The following is a 22,266-nucleotide window of genomic DNA, read 5'->3' as shown; positions in this document are numbered from 1 at the left end:
AGTAGTATATACTATAATCCATAGCGAGTCAGGGACGGTGAGAGCCTGATGAGGCGGTATATGTGAAGAACACCTTGGAGTTGCTAACCGAAATTGAATCTTGTATTCAAGAGTAGACTTAGACGGGAATCCGGCCTGTTACAAACCGGGAAGTATGTATTACATACGAGTTAAAGTTGGTCTTTATGACAAATTGGGTGGTACCGCGAAGTTTAACCTTTCGTCCCTTTATGGATGAAAGGTTTTTTTGTATTTAAATATATCAGCAAAGGAGAATTTCACTATGGAAAACACATTAGTAAAAAGTCTGTATAGAGATACAGAAAAGTATGCAGATCAAACAGTACAAGTATCAGGGTGGATTCGTAACTTACGTGATTCAAAAGCATTTGGTTTCATCGAATTAAACGACGGTAGCTTCTTCAAAAGCGTTCAAATCGTTTTCGATACAGAATTAGAGAACTTCAAAGAAATTGCAAAACTTCCACTTAGCTCTTCAGTTAAAGTAGAAGGTAAAGTAATTGCAACGCCTGGAGCGAAGCAACCATTTGAAATTAAAGCAGAAAAAATTGATATCGAGGGCTTATCAGATTCTGATTACCCACTTCAAAAGAAGCGTCATACGTTTGAATACTTACGTACAATCGCTCACTTACGCCCAAGAACAAATGCATTCTCTGCAACGTTCCGCGTACGTTCTATCGCAGCATTTGCGATTCACCAATTCTTCCAAGAGCGTGGATTCGTACATGTTCACACACCGATCATTACTGGTAGTGATACAGAAGGTGCTGGCGAAATGTTCCGTGTAACAACGCAAGATTTAAACAACGTATCAAAAGGTGAAGACGGACAAGTTGATGAATCAAAAGACTTCTTCGGTAAAGAAACAAACTTAACAGTAAGTGGACAGCTGAACGCTGAAGCTTATGCATTAGCATTCCGTGATGTATACACATTCGGACCTACATTCCGTGCGGAGAACTCAAACACAACTCGCCATGCAGCTGAGTTCTGGATGGTTGAGCCTGAGATTGCATTTGCTGAATTAGGCGATGTAATGGATCTTACAGAAGATATGCTGAAATATGCAATGAAATATGTATTAGAACATGCACCAGAAGAAATGGACTTCTTCAACAGCTTCGTTGATAAAACAGTTCTAGAGCGCATGAACAATGTGATTAACTCTGACTTCGGTCGTATCACTTATACAGAAGCAATTAAAGTACTTCAAGAATCAGGTGCTGACTTTAAATACCCAGTAGAATGGGGTATTGACTTACAAACAGAGCATGAAAGATACTTATCAGAAGAAATCTTCAAACGCCCTGTATTCGTAACAGACTATCCAAAAGACATTAAAGCGTTCTATATGCGTATGAATGAAGACGGTAAAACAGTAGCTGCTACTGACCTTCTAGTTCCTGGCATCGGCGAATTAATTGGCGGAAGTCAACGTGAAGAAAGAATGGACGTTTTAGTAGAAAGAATTAAAGAACTAGGCATGAACGAAGAGGACTACTGGTGGTACTTAGAACTTAGAAAATACGGCGGTACAAAACACGCGGGATTCGGTCTAGGTTTCGAGCGCTTCCTAATGTACATTACTGGTATGGCTAACATCCGTGACGTAATTCCATTCCCAAGAACTCCAGGTTCTTCTGAGTTTTAAGATATAAAAAAAGCGAGAGCAACTGCTCTCGCTTTTTTTATTGAGAAAGGTTGTAATTGCAACCTGAACTTTATAAAGTATTTCACGACTAGAAAAGATGTTGTTCATAGTTCAATTCCCACTTCATATATAAGTAAAACGAATGCGACATTTATATAGGGAAGGGGTTTTTATACAATGGGGGAAATTCCAAGTCATACAAAGTGGACATTGCGTGACAAGTATATAGTAATCACTGGTGCAACAAGTGGTATTGGATTAGCGGCAGCTAAGGTGTTTGCAAAAAGCGGTGCTAAGCTAGGAATCATTGCACGTAATGAAGCAAAAGCGAATGATGTTATGACTCAACTTGAAAATATAACGGATGGGAATGCAGTGGTAGATATATTTTTCGCTGATATGTCTTCCCAACAATCTATACGCCAGGTAGCTACCAATATTTTAGAAAGATGTCCGAGAATTGATATATTAGTAAATAATGCGGGTGCTTTATTTCAAACAAGGCAAATTACAGAGGACGGTTTGGAGATGACCTGGGCGATAAACCATTTAGGTCCATTCTTACTTACAGATTTGTTGTTGGAGCGTTTAAAAGAAAGTGCTCCTGCTCGCGTCATTACCACTGCATCTCACGGTCACAAAATGGCTAAAAAGGGAATTGATTTCGATGATCTAGATGCAGAACAACTGTATCGCGGTATTAAGAAGTTCATGGGCGGTCCTACAATGCGTTATGCACAAACAAAACTAGCTAACATTTTATTCACCTCTGAATTGGCACAGCGGTTGGAGGGAACGGGTGTTAGTGCTTATAGCTTTGACCCGGGGCTAGTGAATACGAATTTTAACCAGGATAATGGTCTAGCTGCTCGCTTAACTATGGCAGCAATGAAACCTTTCTCCCGTACGCCGGAGAAAGGTGCTGAAACTTTAGTATGGCTAGCAGAATCAACTGGATTTACTAATCAGAGTGGTTATTACTATGCCGATAAACAAGTAGGGGAAATGTCTGAAGCTGCCTTGGATAAGGATGCAGCAAAGCGTCTATGGGACATAAGCGAAAACCAAACACGAGAGTAAAAGAGTAGCGAGTATATGTTCAGATTATTATGTTGAATAGTTTTTTACCCTTAAGTAAAAAGTAACCTTGGGGGTGAGTGCAATGAGTAAAAAAGTGAAAAAAGACCATTCAAGATCAATCCTAGGTTCTCCAGAAGTGGAAGGGCAAGGGACAACAACACATGAAACTGGTTCTCATAAAGTATCTTCATCAAATAAGAAGCAGAAACGAAGCTAATATAAAAAAGGGAGAGTCTTGGCGGCTCTCCTTTTTTATAGGGGAATTACTAAAAATGAGTTAATTTAGCGATATAGTTAGGAGAGGAAAATAGTAAATGCAATTACATTGAATCGAGAACACATGAAACAAAAAACAGGAGTTTGTAAGCCCCTGTTTTTGTCGATACTATTTCAATAAGCGAAACGCTTTCTCTGTATTAGCAAAATGCAGTTTTACAAACTCAGGTAATCTTTCTTTACCTACTTTTTGAATTAATTTAGCAGCGGCAATATCAACTTGTTTACCAGCACCTTTTGGAAGTAGCATACCAGCTTTTTTACTTAGTTCATCAAATTGTTTTACGAATGAGTAACGAGCTAAAATGGAAGCGGCGGCAACAGCTAAATGAACACTTTCACCTTTCGTAGCGAAGTAAACATTTTCACGCTGTACCTGTTTTTGTTTTGCTAAATACTTATAGTATGTATCAGGTTGCGTAAATTGGTCGATTAAGATGCCTTCTGGTGTTGTAGGAGCAATTTTCGCTAATAAGTTTGTAATGGCTTTATTGTGTAGTAAAGCTTTTAGCTTACCTTGATTATTTCCTTTATCAAATAGCTCGTTATATTTTTCATTATGAAGAACGAGAGAGCTGTAAGGAACAACGTGAAGTAGTTGTTTTGCAATAGCGGTAATTTGAGCATCGTTTAAGTTTTTGGAGTCTTTTACACCAAGTTCTTTTAAAAGTGGAATTTGTTTTGCGTCCACATATACAGCAACTACTGTCATCGGTCCGAAGTAATCACCAGTACCTACTTCATCTGATCCTGCTATAGACATTGTACCGATGGAAGCAGGCGGTGCAAAACGATGAGAATCGGCCGATTTTTTTACAGCTGTTTTCGGTGTTTGAGAGACAGTTTGCCAACGAGAAGCTTCTGCTTCAGCACGTCCACCTTGGAACATTACTTTTCCAGATTTATATGCTGTAATCGTGCAAGATGGCACCTTTGCCATAAAGATACCGCCTTGCGGAATTTTTGAGCTAAGTGCTTGTTTATATTGTTGTTTCATGTCTTCAATTACTGTAGAACTTGTTTGTATTACGATAGAATTTGACAAAATGGTCGCTCCTTTTTTATATTGTTATTTTTATCATATCGGATTGTTCTTTCTGTTTCCATATTATGATGGTTCATGGTATGATAAACTTTAGGATTCTGTACGTGATTGGAGGCCGGTGAGTTGTCACAACAAAAGGGAAATAAAAGTCGAATTAATGTAGAAATATATGGCCAACAGTATTCAGTTGTTGGCGATGAAAGTACAAGTCATATCCGCATGGTAGCAGCGATTGTGGATGATAAAATGCGCGAACTCAATGCCAAGAATCCTTCGCTTGATACGAGTAGACTAGCGGTATTGACGGCGGTAAACGTCATACACGATTACATAAAATTAAAAGAAGAACATGAGAAGTTGAAAGAAAGTATGACAAAAAAAGGAATGGAATAAACATGATTGATATTATTATCATTTTACTGCTTGTTATGGGATTTTTCCTCGGATTACGCAGAGGTTTTATCTTACAACTTGTAAAGTTAACAAGCTTTATTATCGCATACCTTGTTGCATACTGGTACTGTAAAGATTTAGCGCCAGCACTTGCGAAATTTATTCCGTATCCATTTGATAAAAATGTATCTGTTCCAGAATGGATTGATGCAAATAATATTGAGACAGTATTTTATCAAGCAATTGCGTTTATCGTATTATTTATTATTACAAAAATCGCACTTTCATTACTTGGTAATTTGTTAAATATGTTTGCAGAAATACCGGTGTTAAAGCAAGTAAATGCGTTTGCGGGGGCAATCCTCGGATTTTTAGAAGTATATATTATTTTGTTTGTTTTAATTATTGTTGGAAATATTCTTCCGATTGAACAAATACAAACACCATTACAAAAATCATCAATTAGCAAAATAATTGTAGACGATACACCGATTCTCTCTGAAAAGGTGAAGGAGCTATGGCAGACAGGTAGCAGAGTATAACTTCTCTTTTTTCGGAAAGAGAAGTTTTTTTCTATGAAAGAAAGGCGGGGCAATGATGAAAGTAAATAAAAAACAAGTTATTAAATTACTAGAGACAATCGGGCTTTTTATGGAATTAAAGGGTGCGAATCCATTTAAAATATCTGCATTTCGTAAAGCAGCAGCAGCACTAGAAAGTGATGATCGTAGTCTTTCTGAAATTGAAGATTTCACAAAGATTCCAGGTATCGGAAAAGGAACGGCAGCAGTTATTCAAGAATATATAGAATCGGGAACATCTGAAGTATTACAAGAACTTGAAAAAGAAGTGCCAAGCAGTTTGTTACCGTTATTAAAACTTCCGGGCCTTGGTGGTAAAAAGGTAGCTAAGTTATACAAAGAACTTGGTGTAGTGGATATGGAATCGTTAAAAGCTGTTTGTGAGGAAAATAAAGTACAAGCTTTAGCAGGTTTCGGTAAGAAAACAGAAGAGAAAATATTAGAAGCAATTGATCAAGTAGGATCTCGTCCAGAACGTTTACCGATTGCGATGGTATTACCTATTGCCGGGGAAATAGAGGAGAAGTTGTCGAATATTGCTGAAGTAATTCGTTTTTCTCGCGCTGGTAGCTTACGCCGTGTTCGTGAGACAGTGAAGGATTTAGATTTCATTATTGCAACGACAGAACCAGCAGCAGTACGTGAACATTTATTGCAATTCGATAATATGATTGAAGTAATTGCAAGTGGAGATACGAAAGTTTCTGTTCGTCTTCAATACGAATATGATATTTCAATCGATTTCCGTTTAGTAAAACCAGAAGAGTTTATTACAACGCTTCACCATTTCACAGGATCAAAAGACCATAACGTAAAAATGCGCCAAATTGCAAAAGATAAAGGCGAAAAAATTAGTGAGTACGGTGTAGAGAACTTGGAAACAGGTGAAGTAAAAACATTCGAGACTGAAGAAGAATTTTTTGCTCATTTCGGTCTTCCATTTATCCCACCAGAAGTGCGTGAAGATGGAAAAGAAATTGAATTAATTAAAGAGTATCCAAACTTAATTCAGTTTTCTGATATACAAGGTGATTTACATATGCATACAACGTGGAGTGACGGTGCTTTTTCTATTGAAGAAATGGTACAGGCATGTCGTGCCCGTGGATATAAGTTTATGGCGATTACTGATCACTCACAATACTTGAAAGTAGCGAACGGTTTAACGAAAGAGCGTCTTCGTGAACAAGCGAAAGAAATTGAACGTATGAATGAAAAGTATCCAGACATTACAATTTTACGCGGAATTGAAATGGACATTTTACCGGATGCATCACTTGATTTTGATGATGAAGTATTAGCAGAATTAGATTATGTTATTGGAGCTATCCACTCTAGCTTCTCACAAGATCGTGAAACGATTATGAAGCGTCTTCGCGCTGCACTTGAGAATAAACATGTTACAATGATTGCTCACCCGACAGGACGCCTTCTTGGACGTCGCGAGGGTTACGATGTAGACACAGATTTATTAATTGAACTCGCAAAAGAAACAAATACAGTTTTAGAATTAAATGCAAATCCAAACCGTCTAGATTTAAGCGCGAAATTATTAAAACAAGCACAAGATGCTGGTGTAAAAGTAGCGATTAATACGGATGCTCATACACTTGAAATGTTAGAAGACATGGAAACAGGTGTAGCAGCAGCACGTAAAGGTTGGATTCAAAAAGATAACGTGATTAACACGTGGGATATTGAACGTTTATTAGACTATATTAAACGTAATAAGTAACACAAGGGGGACCTGCAACATGTTAGAAAGAACGTTGCGTGTATTAGAATACAATAAAGTAAAAGAACAATTACTTGAACATACAGCCTCTTCACTTGGTCGTGACAAAGTGAAGAATTTAGTACCGAGCACTGATTTTGAAGAAATTGTAGAACTACAAGATACGACGGATGAAGCGGCGAAAGTCATTCGTTTAAAAGGGAGTGCGCCATTAGGTGGTATTACTGATGTTCGCTCAAATGTGAAGCGTGCAAAAATCGGAAGTATGTTAAGCCCAAATGAACTACTTGATATTGCAAATACGATGTATGGTAGTCGCAATATGAAACGTTTTATCGAAGATATGGTTGATAATGGTGTCGAGCTTCCGATTTTAGAAACTCACGTCGCTCAAATTGTATCTTTATATGACTTAGAAAAGAAAATTACAAATTGTATCGGTGATGGCGGTGAAGTAGTCGATAGCGCAAGTGATAAACTACGTGGTATTCGTAACCAAATTCGTACTGCGGAAAGCCGTATTCGTGAAAAGTTAGAGAATATGACGCGTTCTTCAAACGCACAAAAGATGTTATCTGATGCGATTGTAACGATCCGTAACGAACGTTACGTAATCCCGGTAAAACAAGAATACCGCGGTGTATATGGTGGTATTGTTCACGATCAATCTGCTTCTGGACAAACGTTATTTATTGAACCACAAGTAATTGTAGAATTAAATAACGCACTTCAAGAAGCACGTGTGAAAGAAAAACAAGAAATCGAACGCATCTTATTAATGTTAACAGAAGAAGTGGCAGTAGAAGCTGATATTGTTTTGTCTAACGTAGAAGTAGTTGCAAATCTTGACTTCATTTTTGCAAAAGCTTTTTATGCGAAGCGAATTAAAGCAACGAAGCCAATCGTAAATAACGAGCGCTACATGGATTTAAGACAAGCGCGTCATCCGCTTATTGATCCGGAAATTATTGTGCCAAATAACATTATGCTCGGTAAAGATTTCACAACAATTGTAATTACAGGACCGAATACAGGTGGTAAAACAGTTACGCTGAAAACGGTTGGTATTTGTGTATTAATGGCGCAATCTGGTCTTCATATTCCAGTAATGGATGAGTCAGAGATTTGTGTATTTAAAAATATTTTCGCTGATATCGGTGATGAGCAATCGATTGAACAAAGTTTAAGTACGTTCTCCTCACATATGGTGAACATTGTAGATATTTTAGAAAAAGCTGATTTTGAAAGCTTAGTTTTATTCGATGAATTAGGTGCTGGAACAGACCCGCAAGAAGGGGCTGCACTAGCAATTTCAATTTTAGATGAAGTATGTAATCGTGGTGCTCGCGTTGTTGCAACGACGCATTACCCGGAATTAAAAGCATACGGATATAACCGTGAGCAAGTTATTAATGCGAGTGTTGAGTTCGATGTGAACACATTAAGCCCAACGTATAAATTATTAATCGGTGTACCAGGACGTAGTAACGCCTTTGAAATTTCGAAGCGCCTTGGATTATCTGATCGCGTTATTGATCAAGCGCGTAACCATATTAGTACGGATACAAATAAAATTGAAAATATGATTGCGAAGTTAGAAGAAAGTCAAAAGAACGCAGAGCGTGACTGGAACGAAGCAGAAGCGCTTCGTAAGCAATCTGAAAAACTTCATCGTGAATTACAGCGTCAAATTATTGAATTTAACGAAGAGCGTGATGAAAAATTATTAAAAGCGCAAAAAGAAGGGGAAGAAAAAGTCGAAGCTGCGAAGAAAGAAGCAGAGGGCATTATTCACGAACTTCGTCAATTGCGCAAAGCGCAGCTTGTAAACGTGAAAGATCACGAGCTTATTGAAGCGAAGAGCCGCCTAGAAGGTGCAGCGCCAGAGCTTGTGAAAAAACAAAAAGTGAATGTGAAAAACACAGCGCCAAAACAACAATTACGTGCAGGCGATGAAGTAAAAGTATTAACGTTCGGTCAAAAAGGTCAATTACTTGAAAAAGTAAGTGATACAGAGTGGAGCGTACAAATTGGTATTCTGAAGATGAAAGTGAAAGAATCCAATATGGAATACATTAATACACCGAAGCAAACAGAGAAAAAAGCAGTCGCAAGTGTGAAGGGTAGAGATTATCACGTGTCGTTAGAGCTTGACCTTCGCGGTGAGCGTTACGAAGATGCAATGATGCGCGTTGAAAAATATTTAGACGATGCACAGCTTGCAAGCTATCCTCGTGTGTCAATCATTCACGGTAAAGGAACAGGAGCGCTTCGCCAAGGTGTACAAGATTACTTGAAAAAACATCGCGGCGTGAAAAACTACCGTTACGGTGACATGGGCGAGGGAGGCCTAGGCGTAACAGTTGTCGAATTAAAATAGCAAACAACGAAACAAAGGGGAAACCATTATATGTTTATGGACAAACTTGCAAAAGCATTGTTAGCTTGTTGTGGAATATTTTTGGTGATTGGGGTTATTTATTTAGTTGTTTTTGCGAAGTGAAGGAGCGTCAATCATGGCATAATGATATTGCCATAGATTGACGCTTTTAATATACGAAAAGGAACAAAATATGAAAATCAACCAATACATAAGCGAAGCAAAATCCTGCTCAAGACGCGAAACAGATCGTCTTATTAAAGCTGGACGCGTGGCTATTAACGGCGAAATTTGTACGCACGGTGCTCTCGTGAGCGATGATGATGTTGTAACGATTGATGGGCAGGTTATTGCAAAAGAAGAGAAAGAAAAGGTGTATATCGCTTTTCATAAACCAGTTGGAATTACTTGTACAGCAGCCGATCATATTGAAGATAATATTATTGATTATATCAATTACCCAGAGCGAATCTTTCCCGTTGGACGATTAGATAAAGCATCGGAAGGACTTATTTTATTAACGAATGATGGCGCGATTGCGAATCAAATTTTACACGGAGATCATGAGCATGAGAAAGAATACGTTGTGACGGTAGATAAACCTTTTACAGATTGGTTTATTGATGAGATGTCCAGCGGTGTAAAGATTAAAGATGGAATGACGAAGCCATGCAAAGTGACGAGAGTCGGCCAATCTACATTTCGCATCGTTTTAACACAAGGAATGAACAGGCAAATTCGTAGAATGAGCCGTGCTTTCGGGTTTACTGTAACAAAGCTAAAGCGAGTGCGCATTATGAATATAGAATTACATGAGCTTGAAGTGGGAAAGTGGCGGAGCGTTACAGCTGAAGAGTTAGAAATTTTAATAGGGCAGTTATAGGGAGGGGAAATTTTCTCCCTATATTTTTTTGTCAGAAAAAATAAAACTATTGATTTTTTAAAAAATAGCCCATATAATAAAAAACAACAAGTTTCGACAAGATATTTTATAAAAGTAATGATGAGGACATGAGTTGTTTTCTACGATTCTCAGAGAGGGAAGCCTTAGGCTGTGAGCTTCCTAATACGAAAAGACAATCTTACCACCTCTAAACTTCAAGAGTGAACTGCATGCATGATGCATTGTAATTCTTGGCGGATAAAACCGTTATCAATTTACACGAGCTATAAAATGAGCTTATTTCGTTATAAATTCATTTTATTAGAATAAGGGTGGAACCACGATTTCAACACTCGTCCCTTTGTTAGGGACGGGTGTTTTTTGCGTTCTTTTACGGGGAAGTATGCTTGAAAGAGGATATGTGACGGATTTTAATTCGGAATATTTTGTTAATTAATCATTTAGGAGGTTAGTAGAAATGAAATCATCTTTAAAATTTTCTGAGGTGTTTGCAATAAGTTTAATGTTATTTGCACTATTTTTCGGTGCAGGTAATATGATTTTTCCACCAGCGTTAGGACAAGGTGCTGGAACAGATGTATGGATCGCGTTATTTGGTTTTATCGTAACAGGTGTTGGATTGCCTTTATTAGGGGTAATTGTTATAGCTCTAAAGGGAGATATTAATGAGCTAGCAGGACGTGTGCATCCTATCTTCGCACTTGTTTTTATCACTGCAATTTATTTATGCTTAGGCGTATTCGTAAGCGTTCCGCGTACAGGGACAGTTGCTTATGAAATGAGTGTTGCACCATTTTTACCAAGTGAGATAGCTAGCCAATCCTATCCACTTGTTATCTTTACATTTATTTTCTTTGCGGTAACTTTCTATTTAGCTTTAAATCCTTCAAAATTAGTGGGACGCATCGGTAAAGTGTTAACTCCAATTTTATTAGCTGTTATTGCAATTATTGTAGGTAAAGCACTTATTACACCAATTGGAGAATTTGGTTCACCGACAGAAGTGTATAGTGCTCCTCTTTTCAAAGGTTTTATTGACGGATATTTAACTTTAGATGGACTGGCAGCACTTGTTTTCGGAAATGTTGTCATTAATGCTTTAAAAGCAAAAGGTGTTACAAATAAGAATAGCATTGCGAAAGTAACAATCTTTGCAGGATTTATTGCAGCACTTGGTTTACTACTTGTGTATTTAGCGCTTGCGTATCTTGGAGCTTCTAGTGTATCGCTTGGAATGGGCGCAAACGGAGGCATTATTTTAACAAACGTTGTAAATCATTTATTTGGTAGTTACGGAACATTATTACTAGGTATCGCAATTACAGCAGCATGTTTAACAACTTCTGTAGGTATTGTTGCAGCTTGTGGAGAATATTTCTCTTCCTTATTACCAAAGCTTTCATATCAAAAAGTCGTTTTCATTTTCTGTGTATTAGCATTTATGGTAGCCAATCTTGGTTTAACGCAGTTAAACGCATTAGCATTACCAATCTTAATCGCCATTTATCCAATTGGAATCGTTCTTATCGTATTATCACTTGTTGAAAACTACGTTCGTCTTCCATTAGCGATGTATGTGGGTGGTATTGTAGGAGCGTTCGCAATTAGTTTCTTTGATGGATTACACAATGCAAATCTTCAAATTGCAGCATTAGCACCTATTTTAAATAAGATTCCATTATATAGTGTAGGGATTGGTTGGTTAGTTCCAGGCATAATCGGTATAGGATTTGGTTATATAGTTTCTAAGTTTCAAAAGCAGGAAATTGCTGTAGAAAAATAGAGAAAAGAGGCTTTCTATAATAGAAAGTCTCTTTTTTTGTAGAAAAAGTCGTACATAGAGAAATTTAGATATTAAAAAATTTATACGTAATATAGTTGACAAAAAATTTATGAGTAGGCTAAGATTGACTTAGTTGTGGAAATATTGGAAGGGAAGTGAAGGAAAGGGGTTTCTATAACTATAGTGTTGTTATGAGAAGAGGTGAAAGAGGAGGAGAAGGGATAGTTTATTTTTTTTTGATTTATATTGAGAATGATAATCAATGAATAAGTTTTATAATTTTTTCTCAGTTTCTATGCCTTCGTATAAGGAATAGGGTGAGATATTATTTTTAACATTCAATGAGAATGATAATCAATAATACTTATATTACATAAAAGAATGCTAATTAAATATAGGTGGAAAAGATTATTTTTTTCTTATAAATTGAGAATAATTATCATTTTCAAAAAGTGAAATGCAAGATAAATAAGGAGGAAACAAGAAAAATGAAAAAGTTTTCTGTATTACCCGCTTTTATTATGACATTTGTATGTATGCTAGCTTTTCTTGTAGTGCCGTTCGGACAAGCTTCAGCAAAATTAGCTGACGGTACGTATGATATTAACTACGTAATACAAAAAGCGGAAAACGAGTCAGCTTCAATGGCAAATGATTATTTTGAAAAGCCAGCTAAGTTAATTGTAAAAAATGGTGAGATGAAAGTTCAAGTTCCAATGAACCATAGTGCTTGGATTACAGAATTTAAAGCACCGGAGAATGGGAATTTTGTTGATGCAAAAGTAGTGAGTAAGGACGAAGCGGCTGATAAAAGAACGGTTGAATTTAAAGTTGATGATCTATCAAAGCCGTTGGGAGTAAAAATTCATGTTGTTGTACCAAGTGCAAACTATGACCACCACTATACAATTCGTTTTGCGTTTGATGCAAATGTAAAAGCTGTAGGTGGCGATAACGGTGTAGTTGCTGCAACAAAAAATAATGACCAAGCGAAAACAGATACACAAGTAAAAGAAGAAAAAACGAAAGTAGAGAATAAAGAAGTGAATAAAGAAACAAATGAGAGTGGAAAAGCTGAAAAAACAGATAATCCAAAAACAGGAGACGAAGCACGTATCGGATTATTTGCAGCGTTACTTCTTGTTTCAGGTGTTTTCTTAATTCGTAAAGTGAAGCTAAACAAATAAATATTTCGAAGGGTGATGAATATATGTTTAAACAATTTAAAATGATTATTGCCGTATTTGCTGTTTTATTTACGTTTATCGCAACACTAGGTTCACAAGATGCAAAGGCTGCTACAAAACTAGCTGATGGGAAATATAATATTGCTTTCACTGTATGGAAAGGCGATAAAGATGAATCATCTAGAATGAATAGTTATTTTGAAAGCCCAGCAACATTAACAGTTAAAAATGGAAAACAATATATTTCATTTAAAGTGAAAGATAGTTCTTCTATTAAAAGTTTCCAAGTAGAAAAAGATGGTCAATTTATAGAAACAACCGTGTTAAGTGAAAACAAAACAGATAATACTAGAGTTGTAGAATTTGAAGTTGCTGACTTGTCAAAAAAACTAAACGGCAAGGTGAAAATTAATATCCCAATTATTAATTACAATGCTTCATATGATATTCGCTTTGTATTTGATGGGAACAGTGTTAAATAATTAATTTTTTATAAAGGAGCGTTATTTCATTGAACAAGTATCTTAAGATTGTTGTTGCAATGTGTCTAATGATATTTACATTCGTATCAACATTACAACCACTTGCAGTTCAAGCAGCTACCAAGTTAGTTGACGGTGAATATTCAATTGGCTTCAAAGTTTTAAAAGATACATCAGATGAAGAATCGATGATGAATCAATATTCAGTAAGCCCGGGAACTTTAAAAGTGAAGGATGGGAAAAAAAAAGTATCCTTTACATTAACGAATAGTTCATGGATTACGAAGTTTGAAACAGAAAAAGCAGGCCAACTTGTTGAGACAAATGTAATTAGTGAAGATAAAGAAAAAGATACAAGAGTAGTAGAATTTGATGTGGAAGATGTAGAGAAGGTATTAAATGCAAAAGTAAAAGTAGATATTGATTTTTTAAATTATCATCATGACTATGATGTGCGCATTGTCTTTGATCAAAATAGCATTAAACCCGTTCATGTAGAAAAGCCAAATGAAAAAGAGGACCCAGCTAATAAGCCAGATCCAAATGAAAAACCTGATCCGAGTCAGAAGCCCGACCAAAAGCCTGACCCAGATCAACAACCAAATTCTAACACAATTACAGATGGTGAGTACAGCATTCCATTTAAAGTGTTCAAAGATCAAACAGATGAAGAATCCAAGATGAATAGTTACATGGTAAATCCAGGAGTATTAAAAGTAGAAAATGGTAAGAAAAAAGCCGTTATAACACTAAAAAGTAGCTCATTAATTAAAAATTTCCAAACGGAAAAAGATGGTGCATTTGTTGATGCAAAAGTAGTGAGTGAGGATAAGGAAAAAGATACAAGAGTAGTAGAGTTTGAAGTAAACGATTTATCTAAAAAACTAAATACAAAAGTATTTATCGAAATGGCATCAAGAAATTATAAGCAAACGCATGATGTACAACTTTTATTTGAACAAGATAAACTTGAAAAAATTAAAAATGAAGAGAAAAAACCAGAAGTAGAAAAACCAGAAGTAGAAAAACCAGAAGTAGAAAAACCAGACGATAATAAAAATCCAGATGCTGAAACAATTAAAGATGGTGAATACAGCATCAATTTTAAAACATTAAAAGATCAAACAGAAGAAATTTCAATGATGAACACATATACAAAAAGTCCAGGTGTGTTAAAAGTAAAAGATGGTAAGAAGTATGTATCCTTTACGTTAACGAATAGTGCTTGGATTACAAAGTTTGAATTTGAGAAAAATAGTTCGTTTGTTGATGCAAATGTAATAAGTGAAGATAAAAAAGCTGATACACGCGTAGTGGAAGTAGAAGTACCGGATTTATCGGAAAAGTTAAATGCAAAAGTAAAAGTAGATATCGATTCAATGAATTATCACCATTTTTACGATATTCAATTTGCATTTGATAAAGGTAGCATTAAGCCGTTAAATAACCAAGGCGGAAACGACAACCAAGGCGGAAACGACAACCAAGGCGGAAACGACAACCAAGGCGGAAACGACAAGCAAGGCGGAAACGACAACCAAGGCGGAAACGACAACCAAGGCGGAAACGACAACCAAGGCGGAAACGACAACCAAGGCGGAAACGACAACCAAGGCGGAAACGACAACCAAGGCGGAAACAATAACCAAGGTGGAAACGACAAGCAAGGCGGAAACGACAACCAAGGTGGAAACAATAACCAAGGCGGAAACAACAACCAAGATAATAACACAACAATTGATCCAAAAGCTCTTAAAGATGGTGAATACAGCATTGGCTTTAAAGTGTTAAAAAATCAAACAGATGAAATCTCAATGATGAACACATACACAAAAATTCCAGGTGTATTAAAAGTAAAAGATGGTAAGAAATATGTATCGTTTACATTAACAAATAGTACATGGATTACGAAATTTGAATTTGAGAAGAATGGTTCTTTCGTTAATACAAAAGTGTTAAGTGAAAATAAAGAACAAAATACAAGAGTAGTAGAAGTAGAAGTAAACGATTTGTCTAAAAAATTAAATGCAAAAGTAAAAGTAGATATTGATTCAATGAATTATCACCATGTCTACGATGTTCAATTTGTATTTGATCAAGATAGTATTAAAGCTTTAGGGAATCAAGGTGGAAGCGACAAGCAAGGCGGAAACAACAACCAAGGCGGAAACAATAACCAAGGTGGAAACGACAACCAAGGCGGAAATGATAACCAAGGTGGAAATAATAAACCGAAAGTAATAGTTGATCCGAAAAATTTAGTAGACGGTCAATATGATATTACATTTAAAGTATTAAAAGATAAAACAGATGAGATTTCAAAGATGCATGACTATGTTGTAAATCCAGCGAAATTAATCGTAAAAGATGGTAAAAAATACATTGAGATGACGCTGAAAAATAGCGTGTGGATTACGAAATTCCAAACGGAAAACAATGAGCTATTCGCTGATGCGAAAGTAATAAGCGAAGATAAAAATGCAAATACGCGAGTAGTACAGTTTGAAGTAGAAGATCTATTTAAAAAATTAAACGCAAAAGTAAAGGTAGACATCGATGAGATGAACTACCATCATTTCTACGATGTACAAATTCAATTTGATACAAATAATATCGGTGCGTTAGGAACTATTAAAGAGGATCCAAAAAATGAACCAAAAAATCCAGTGACTACACCGAAAGTAGATAATGTAAAAACAGTAGGTAATCCTGATTTTAATCGAAATGCAGATGATAAGAAGAAAAACAATGCTACAGATAATGATGCAAAAAAAGAGAAAAACTCAAAAACTGCAGATACAGCACAACTTGGTTTATACATGGTGTTACTGCTAGGTTCACTTGCTTTACTAGTTCGTAAATATAGAGCGGGTAGATTGTAATTTTTGGAGTCTTGATGCATGTTCGCGTGCATCAAGACTTGTTTCATATTGTATGGAAAGGAGTGGTGATTGAGAGTGAAGAAAATTGCAAGTGTACTAATGGCTATCATTTTGTTAATGAGTATAGCCGGGTGCTCATCACCCAAAAAAGAAACAGCAAAGCAGGTAAAGAGTGAGAGTAAAGAGCGCATTGTTGCAACAACAGTGGCTGTTACTGAAATTATGGATGCGTTAGAAGTAGATTTAGTCGGCGTTCCAACAAGTTCTAAAACTTTACCAAAGCGATATAAAGGTTTACCTGAAGTTGGGAATCCAATGAGTCCAGATATGGAAAAGGTAAAATCATTAAAGCCGTCAGAAGTATTATCTGTGACAACACTTGAATATGAATTAAAGCCAGTTTTTGATGGTGTGGGTATGAAAGCAAACTTTTTAGATTTAACAAGCTTGAAAAATATGCAAAATTCTATTAGCGATTTAGGTAAGAAATATGGACGTGAAAAGCAGGCTGAAGAAGTTGTAACTAAGTTAGATAAAAAGGTTGCTAGCATTCAAAAAGAAGTAAAAGGAAAGAAAGAACCGACAGTACTTATTTTGTTAGGTGTGCCAGGAAGTTATTTAGTAGCAACAGAGCATTCTTATATTGGAGATTTAGTGAAACAACTAGGTGGTAAAAACATTGTACAAGGTGAACGAGTAGAGTATTTAGCTTCTAATACAGAGTACTTAAAGAAAGCTGATCCAGATATTATTTTACGAGCAGCTCATGGTATGCCTGATGAAGTTGTAAAAATGTTCGATAAAGAATTTAAAACGAATGACATTTGGAAGCACTTCGCTGCAGTTAAAAATAACCGTGTTTACGATTTAGAAGAGCGTTTATTTGGAACGACAGGCAATTTAGCAGCAATTGAAGCGTTAGATGAATTGAAAAAAATGATGTATCCGTGATGCATTTTAATATAAAGGAAGAGTGGAATGAATAAAAAAACTTGGAGTTTCCTCATTGTTACTGCATTGCTTATTGTTATGACATCATTGTCAGCGATGAAAGGGAGTTTAGAAGTAGGTATTGTTGAGCTTGTACAAGGGATATTTACAGGGGGAAATGAAGATGTTGAAGTGATTAAAGATTTACGTTTCCCACGTATTATTATTGCACTATTTACTGGAGCAGCTCTGGCTGTTTCAGGTGTGCTTTTTCAAGCTGTTATGAAAAATCCACTTGCTGATGCTGGTGTAATCGGGATATCTTCTGGAGCAAGTTTTATGACACTCGTTATTATTACGTTGTTTCCACAATTCTTTTTCTGGACACCAGTATTCGCATTTTTAGGCGGTGCGCTTGCGTGTTATCTCGTTTACTCTTTTTCATGGAAGTCTGGATTAAGTCCACTCCGCATTATTTTAATTGGTATTGCTATTAATGCAATGTTTACTGGATTAAATGAATCATTCGTTACGATTTGTGGATATTTTATTAAGAGTATTAAGCAAACGACGACTTCTAACATAACAATGAAGACGTGGGGCGATGTAGAAATAATGGTGACTTATGGAACGATTGGTCTTATTCTTGCTCTGTTCGTAGGAGCTTGGTGTAACTTATTATCGCTACAAGATAAGACTGCGAAAAACTTAGGCTTGCACGTGACGAGAGTTCGTCTTATTATTTCTGCCATTGCAGTACTCTTAGCGGCAGTATCAACAGCGATTGCAGGTGTTATTGCTTTTGTAGGATTACTCGTTCCGCATATTTCAAGACAATTAGTCGGTTCAGACCATAAAGTATTAATTCCATTTTCTGCTCTTGCAGGGGCGTTATTAATTTTGACGGCAGATACAATTGGAAGGTTAATTGTGCCACCTAATGAAATTCCAGCAGCAACAATTATGGCAGTTATTGGTGGTCCATTCTTAATATTCTTGCTTAGAAAGAGTGATAAAGTTCATGGAAATTAAAAATGTAACCTTTTCATACGATAACGTAACAAATCGTTTAAAGTCTGTTAGTAGTGAAATAGAAATTGGGAAAATTACAACAATTATTGGCCCAAATGGATGTGGGAAATCAACATTACTTAGTGTTATGTCTAGAAATCACGCTCCTAGCAGTGGAGAAGTAATACTTGATGGGAAAGCGATTAGTGAATATAAACCGAAAGAGTTTGCTAGAAAGTTAGCTGTTGTCCATCAACAAAATGAGGCTCCAGCAGATATTACAGTGGAAAATCTAATAAGCTTTGGGCGTATGCCATATAAAAATATTTTCTCTCCGCAAACAGATGAAGATAGAGAAGCAATTGAGCGTGCACTAGTATGTACGAATTTACAAAGTAAGCGTGATAAGCCAATTTATGCTTTATCAGGCGGAGAGAGACAGCGAGTTTGGATTGCAATGACATTAGCTCAAAATACACCAATGCTTTTCTTAGATGAGCCGACAACATATTTAGATATTTATTATCAGATAGAAATATTAGAGTTAGTGAAAGAGTTAAATGAAGTGTATGGACTAACGATTGTAATGGTATTACATGATATTAATCAAGCCATTCGTTACAGTGATCATATTATCGTTATGAAAGATGGAGAGATTGTTACGAAAGGTAATCCTAATGATGTAATAACAGAAGAAATGGTTAAAGCAATATATGGTGTAGATGTCGTTGTAAAGCAGGATGAAGATACAGGACTATACATGGTACCAATGGGAATCTAAAGGCTGAGCATAATCCGTTTTGAGGTGATAATTTGAATAGTAAGAAAGAACGGAAAAAGAATTCATTTTTTCAACGCATACTTACCATTGTGTTTTTAGGAATCTTTTTCTATTCAATGTATGAATTGGGTGGGATTTTCATGGATTATTATGAAAATCGTAAAGTAATGGCTGAAGCGCAACATATTTATAAGAGAAGTCCAATGGAAGAAAAATCAGAGGGTGGGGAAGTACGTAAGCAGTTTCAAGCTCTCCAAAAAATTAATCCGGAGATAGTTGGATGGATTACGATGGATGATACACAAATTAATTATCCAATCGTTCAAGCGAAGGATAATGATTACTATTTATTTCGTAATTACAAAGGTGAAGATATGAGAGCAGGAAGCATTTTTATGGACCATCGTAATGATGTGAAATCTCAAAATCGAAATACGATTTTATATGGCCATCGTATGAAAGACGGTTCTATGTTTGGTAGTTTAAAAAAAATGTTGGATGAAGAATTCTTCATGTCCCATCGTAAATTATATTACGATACATTATTTGAAGGATACGATGTTGAAGTTTTTTCAGTATATACGACAACAACGGACTTTTATTACATTGAAACGGATTTTGAAAATGATGCAGCATATACATCGTTCTTAAAGGAAATTCAAGAAAAATCACTGTACAAAACGGATACGGAATTGACGGCTAATGATGAAATTGTAACACTTTCTACATGTGACTATGCGCTTGATCCAGAGGCTGGAAGGCTAGTTGTACATGCAAAATTAGTGAAAAGAAATTAAAGAAAAAGTATAGAATATGAGAAGTGATAGCGCTCCTCATATTCTATACTTAAAAAATAACTGTTTTTACTGTGCTGCAGCCATTGGCATACGTACAACTTTTACATCATAGTAAGCAATTTTATTATCAAGAATATATTCTGGCATTCCGCCTTGATGTGAGTGAGCATCTTTAAATGCTGAGCTCTTTGTCCAACCTTGGAAATCTTCTTTTGCATTCCAGCGAGTGCTAATTGTTACTTCATCATAATCAACTGTATTTTGCGTTAAAAGAACTTCTAATCCTAAAAATCCTGGCATCGTTTCAACTTTACCTACTTTATTAAAACGCTCAATTAATTTATGTCCATTTCCCTTTGTAATTTTAGCTGTATTTGTAACAATAATCATGTGTATTCCTCCTATAAATCTAGCTATATTTTCAAGAACTCATATACATTAAACGATAATGAAAATCATTATCATTGTCAATGGCAATAATGAAATATATAAATTTTTTTTGAAAGTATGATGTTTATTTCATAAGTTAGTAAATATATTGCGATTAGGTGTAAGGCTGAGCGGGTTGTACTAGCAAAGCGATAATATGGTATAGTGAAACGAGGCTGTTTTTCGGCCTCGTTTTTTACATGCTTCCTACTAATAGAAAGCATTCAAATGGAAAGGAAGACATTACATGCGATCTGAAGTAACTATAAAAATAAAACCGAAATTTATAAAAGAAATTAAAAGTGGATATCCGCTTATTTTAAAAGATGCAATTCAAAATTTAAACGATATTCGTGAAGAAGGGACAATCATCAAAGTAGTAGATGAGAAGAACCAATTTATCGGAAAAGGCTATTATGGAAAACAAAATAAAGGATACGGCTGGATTTTAACGAGAAAAGAGAGTGAACAAATTAATCAATCTTTCTTTGAAAGTAAAATCAAATCTGCCTTACATAAACGAAAACAGTTTTACAAATCAAATGATACGACAGCATTCCGTGTCCTAAATGGTGAAGGTGATGGTCTTGGCGGCTTAATCATCGATTATTATGACGGTTATTACGTAGTGAGCTGGTATAGTGAAGGGATTTATACTTTTAGAGATGAAATCATAGCGGCACTTCAAAAAGTAGCAAACTTTAAAGGTATTTATGAGAAAAAGCGTTTTGATACGAAAGGGAAATACATTGAAGGCGATGATTTCGTAGCAGGAGAGCGCGGTGAGTTCCCACTTATCGTAAAAGAGAATGGTGTGAACTTTGCGGTTTATTTAAATGACGGAGCAATGGTTGGTGTATTTTTAGATCAGCGTAACGTTCGAAAACAAATTCGTGATACATATGCACAAGGAAGAACTGTGTTAAATATGTTCTCTTATACAGGTGCTTTCTCTGTATTTGCAGCACTTGGTGGAGCGACTAAAACAACGAGTGTGGACCTTGCAAATCGTAGTTTAAGTAAAACGATTGAACAATTTAGTGTCAACGAAATTGATTACGAAGCACAAGATATTATTGTAGAAGATGTATTCCTTTACTTTAAATATGCTGCGAAGAAAAAAATGAAGTTCGATATGGTTGTATTAGATCCTCCAAGCTTTGCACGTTCTAAAAAGTATACATTTAGCGCAGCGAAAGATTATAAAAACTTATTAAAAGAAACGATCGCGATTACAGAAAATAACGGTATTATCGTTGCTTCTACAAATTGTAGCGCATTTGATATGAAAAAGTTTAAAGGCTTTATCGATACTGCATTTAAAGAAATGAACGGTAAATACAAAATATTAGAAGAACATTCTTTACCAGAAGATTTTCGTACAATTGATCAATTTAAAGAGGGAGACTACTTAAAAGTAGTTTTCATCGAAAAAATTAAAGGCTAATAAAGAAAAAGGAGCTCGGGTTTACTTGAGCTCCTTTTCTTATTGAACGATATTTTGTACTCTACCGACTTGCCCGTCCTGCAATCGCACTTTAATGCCATGCGGATGGGAAGGGGAGTTTGTTAAAATATCTTTTACAATTCCACGTGTTAATTTGCCTGTTCGTTGATCTTGTTTTAATACAATATCAACTTCAAGACCGGGTGCGATATTAGAACGTTTTTGTCCGTTCATTTATACACCTGTACGTCTACGTTGGTTGTTTGTTTTTTCGTTTGTTGGTTTTGTAATTTTTTCGTTTCTTGGCTTTGACTTTTTGCATTTTGGCCATTTCCATTTCCTTGCTTTTTCTTAGCAAGTTGTTCGCGCATTAAATCAGCTAAGCTTACTTTTTTATTCTCTGACATGATAAGTCTCCTTTATATAAAGTTAATTATGAACAATCGTAGTGAATTTCATCATATCATT

21 protein-coding genes and 2 other annotated features (1 of these 23 cut by a window edge) are annotated in these 22,266 nt (G+C 35.8%); of the genes, 17 read left to right on the top strand and 4 right to left on the bottom strand.

From position 1 onward, the window contains the following. Positions 1–231 (top strand) — a binding site (T-box leader) (it extends 21 nt beyond the left edge of the window). Between the two features lie 52 nt (positions 232–283). From asnS to BTOYO_RS09035, 3 genes are all read left to right on the top strand, one after another. Then, complete coding sequence (gene asnS, locus BTOYO_RS09045; protein WP_000432186.1) at positions 284–1,675, top strand: asparagine--tRNA ligase; 1,392 nt, start codon at positions 284–286, stop codon at positions 1,673–1,675. Positions 1,676–1,852: 177 nt separating this feature from the next. After that, positions 1,853–2,755 (top strand): SDR family oxidoreductase, encoded by a 903-nt coding sequence (locus tag BTOYO_RS09040; RefSeq protein WP_000503914.1) that lies wholly within the window; start codon positions 1,853–1,855, stop codon positions 2,753–2,755. A gap of 82 nt (positions 2,756–2,837) precedes the next feature. Further along, positions 2,838–2,972: a YuzL family protein gene (locus BTOYO_RS09035; RefSeq protein ID WP_000039591.1), complete on the top strand. Its 135-nt coding sequence runs from the start codon at positions 2,838–2,840 to the stop codon at positions 2,970–2,972. 168 nt (positions 2,973–3,140) lie between these two features. Here BTOYO_RS09035 and rnhC read toward each other — a convergent pair whose 3' ends face one another. Beyond that, complete coding sequence (gene rnhC, locus BTOYO_RS09030) at positions 3,141–4,076, bottom strand: ribonuclease HIII (RefSeq protein WP_000071616.1); 936 nt, start codon at positions 4,074–4,076, stop codon at positions 3,141–3,143. Positions 4,077–4,199: 123 nt separating this feature from the next. Between rnhC and zapA the strand changes: the two genes are divergently transcribed. The 13 genes from zapA (at position 4,200) to srtB (ending at position 19,922) form a co-directional block, all read left to right on the top strand. Beyond that, on the top strand, positions 4,200–4,469 hold the full coding sequence (gene zapA / locus BTOYO_RS09025; RefSeq protein ID WP_000082703.1) for a cell division protein ZapA: 270 nt from the start codon (positions 4,200–4,202) through the stop codon (positions 4,467–4,469). Between the two features lie 2 nt (positions 4,470–4,471). Then, the gene (locus tag BTOYO_RS09020) at positions 4,472–5,011 is read left to right on the top strand and encodes a CvpA family protein (RefSeq protein WP_000565405.1); all 540 of its coding nucleotides are present in this window, start codon (positions 4,472–4,474) and stop codon (positions 5,009–5,011) included. Between the two features lie 55 nt (positions 5,012–5,066). Then, positions 5,067–6,785, top strand: coding sequence for a DNA polymerase/3'-5' exonuclease PolX (gene polX, locus BTOYO_RS09015; RefSeq protein WP_000867537.1), 1,719 nt, complete (start codon positions 5,067–5,069; stop codon positions 6,783–6,785). A gap of 19 nt (positions 6,786–6,804) precedes the next feature. Then, entirely contained in the window at positions 6,805–9,165 is a 2,361-nt protein-coding gene (locus BTOYO_RS09010; protein ID WP_000893740.1) for an endonuclease MutS2, read from the top strand. 193 nt (positions 9,166–9,358) lie between these two features. Beyond that, on the top strand, positions 9,359–10,048 hold the full coding sequence (locus tag BTOYO_RS09005) for a 23S rRNA pseudouridine(2604) synthase RluF (protein WP_000700727.1): 690 nt from the start codon (positions 9,359–9,361) through the stop codon (positions 10,046–10,048). 108 nt (positions 10,049–10,156) lie between these two features. Then, positions 10,157–10,412: a binding site (T-box leader), on the top strand. 114 nt (positions 10,413–10,526) lie between these two features. Beyond that, positions 10,527–11,852 carry a branched-chain amino acid transport system II carrier protein BrnQ6 gene (gene brnQ6 / locus BTOYO_RS09000; RefSeq protein ID WP_000842670.1) on the top strand — a complete coding sequence of 442 codons (1,326 nt, stop codon included), beginning with the start codon at positions 10,527–10,529 and terminating at the stop codon, positions 11,850–11,852. A gap of 488 nt (positions 11,853–12,340) precedes the next feature. Then, positions 12,341–13,039 carry a heme uptake protein IsdC gene (isdC, locus tag BTOYO_RS08995; protein WP_000714737.1) on the top strand — a complete coding sequence of 233 codons (699 nt, stop codon included), beginning with the start codon at positions 12,341–12,343 and terminating at the stop codon, positions 13,037–13,039. A 23-nt stretch (positions 13,040–13,062) separates the two neighbouring features. After that, positions 13,063–13,521 (top strand): NEAT domain-containing protein, encoded by a 459-nt coding sequence (locus tag BTOYO_RS08990; RefSeq protein ID WP_000476169.1) that lies wholly within the window; start codon positions 13,063–13,065, stop codon positions 13,519–13,521. Positions 13,522–13,550: 29 nt separating this feature from the next. After that, positions 13,551–16,403 carry an NEAT domain-containing protein gene (locus BTOYO_RS08985; RefSeq protein ID WP_041488053.1) on the top strand — a complete coding sequence of 951 codons (2,853 nt, stop codon included), beginning with the start codon at positions 13,551–13,553 and terminating at the stop codon, positions 16,401–16,403. Between the two features lie 69 nt (positions 16,404–16,472). Continuing rightward, positions 16,473–17,354 carry a heme ABC transporter substrate-binding protein IsdE gene (isdE, locus tag BTOYO_RS08980; protein WP_002093211.1) on the top strand — a complete coding sequence of 294 codons (882 nt, stop codon included), beginning with the start codon at positions 16,473–16,475 and terminating at the stop codon, positions 17,352–17,354. Positions 17,355–17,381: 27 nt separating this feature from the next. Further along, positions 17,382–18,365: a FecCD family ABC transporter permease gene (locus BTOYO_RS08975; protein WP_001036848.1), complete on the top strand. Its 984-nt coding sequence runs from the start codon at positions 17,382–17,384 to the stop codon at positions 18,363–18,365. Beyond that, entirely contained in the window at positions 18,355–19,125 is a 771-nt protein-coding gene (locus BTOYO_RS08970; protein WP_000403763.1) for an ABC transporter ATP-binding protein, read from the top strand. Before BTOYO_RS08975 ends, BTOYO_RS08970 begins: the two co-directional genes overlap by 11 nt. A 32-nt stretch (positions 19,126–19,157) precedes the next feature. Next, positions 19,158–19,922 carry a class B sortase gene (gene srtB / locus BTOYO_RS08965; RefSeq protein ID WP_002093213.1) on the top strand — a complete coding sequence of 255 codons (765 nt, stop codon included), beginning with the start codon at positions 19,158–19,160 and terminating at the stop codon, positions 19,920–19,922. Between the two features lie 66 nt (positions 19,923–19,988). Here srtB and isdG read toward each other — a convergent pair whose 3' ends face one another. Next, entirely contained in the window at positions 19,989–20,312 is a 324-nt protein-coding gene (isdG, locus tag BTOYO_RS08960) for a heme oxygenase (protein WP_000587821.1), read from the bottom strand. Positions 20,313–20,598: 286 nt separating this feature from the next. Between isdG and BTOYO_RS08955 the strand changes: the two genes are divergently transcribed. Continuing rightward, positions 20,599–21,798 (top strand): class I SAM-dependent rRNA methyltransferase, encoded by a 1,200-nt coding sequence (locus BTOYO_RS08955; protein ID WP_001255942.1) that lies wholly within the window; start codon positions 20,599–20,601, stop codon positions 21,796–21,798. A gap of 39 nt (positions 21,799–21,837) precedes the next feature. On the opposite strand, the gene BTOYO_RS08950 is transcribed toward BTOYO_RS08955, so the two are convergent. Next, a complete protein-coding gene (locus BTOYO_RS08950) occupies positions 21,838–22,032 on the bottom strand; it encodes a YwbE family protein (protein WP_001014310.1) in 195 nt (64 codons plus the stop codon). Beyond that, a complete protein-coding gene (locus BTOYO_RS27620) occupies positions 22,029–22,205 on the bottom strand; it encodes a hypothetical protein (RefSeq protein ID WP_023441081.1) in 177 nt (58 codons plus the stop codon). Before BTOYO_RS27620 ends, BTOYO_RS08950 begins: the two co-directional genes overlap by 4 nt. Positions 22,206–22,266 lie beyond the last annotated feature (61 nt).

The sequence above is a fragment of the Bacillus toyonensis BCT-7112 genome, from assembly GCF_000496285.1.
Lineage (GTDB): Bacteria > Bacillota > Bacilli > Bacillales > Bacillaceae_G > Bacillus_A > Bacillus_A toyonensis.
Note: the sequence above shows the minus strand (reverse complement) of the source record. Positions and strands in the feature narration are given on the sequence as shown.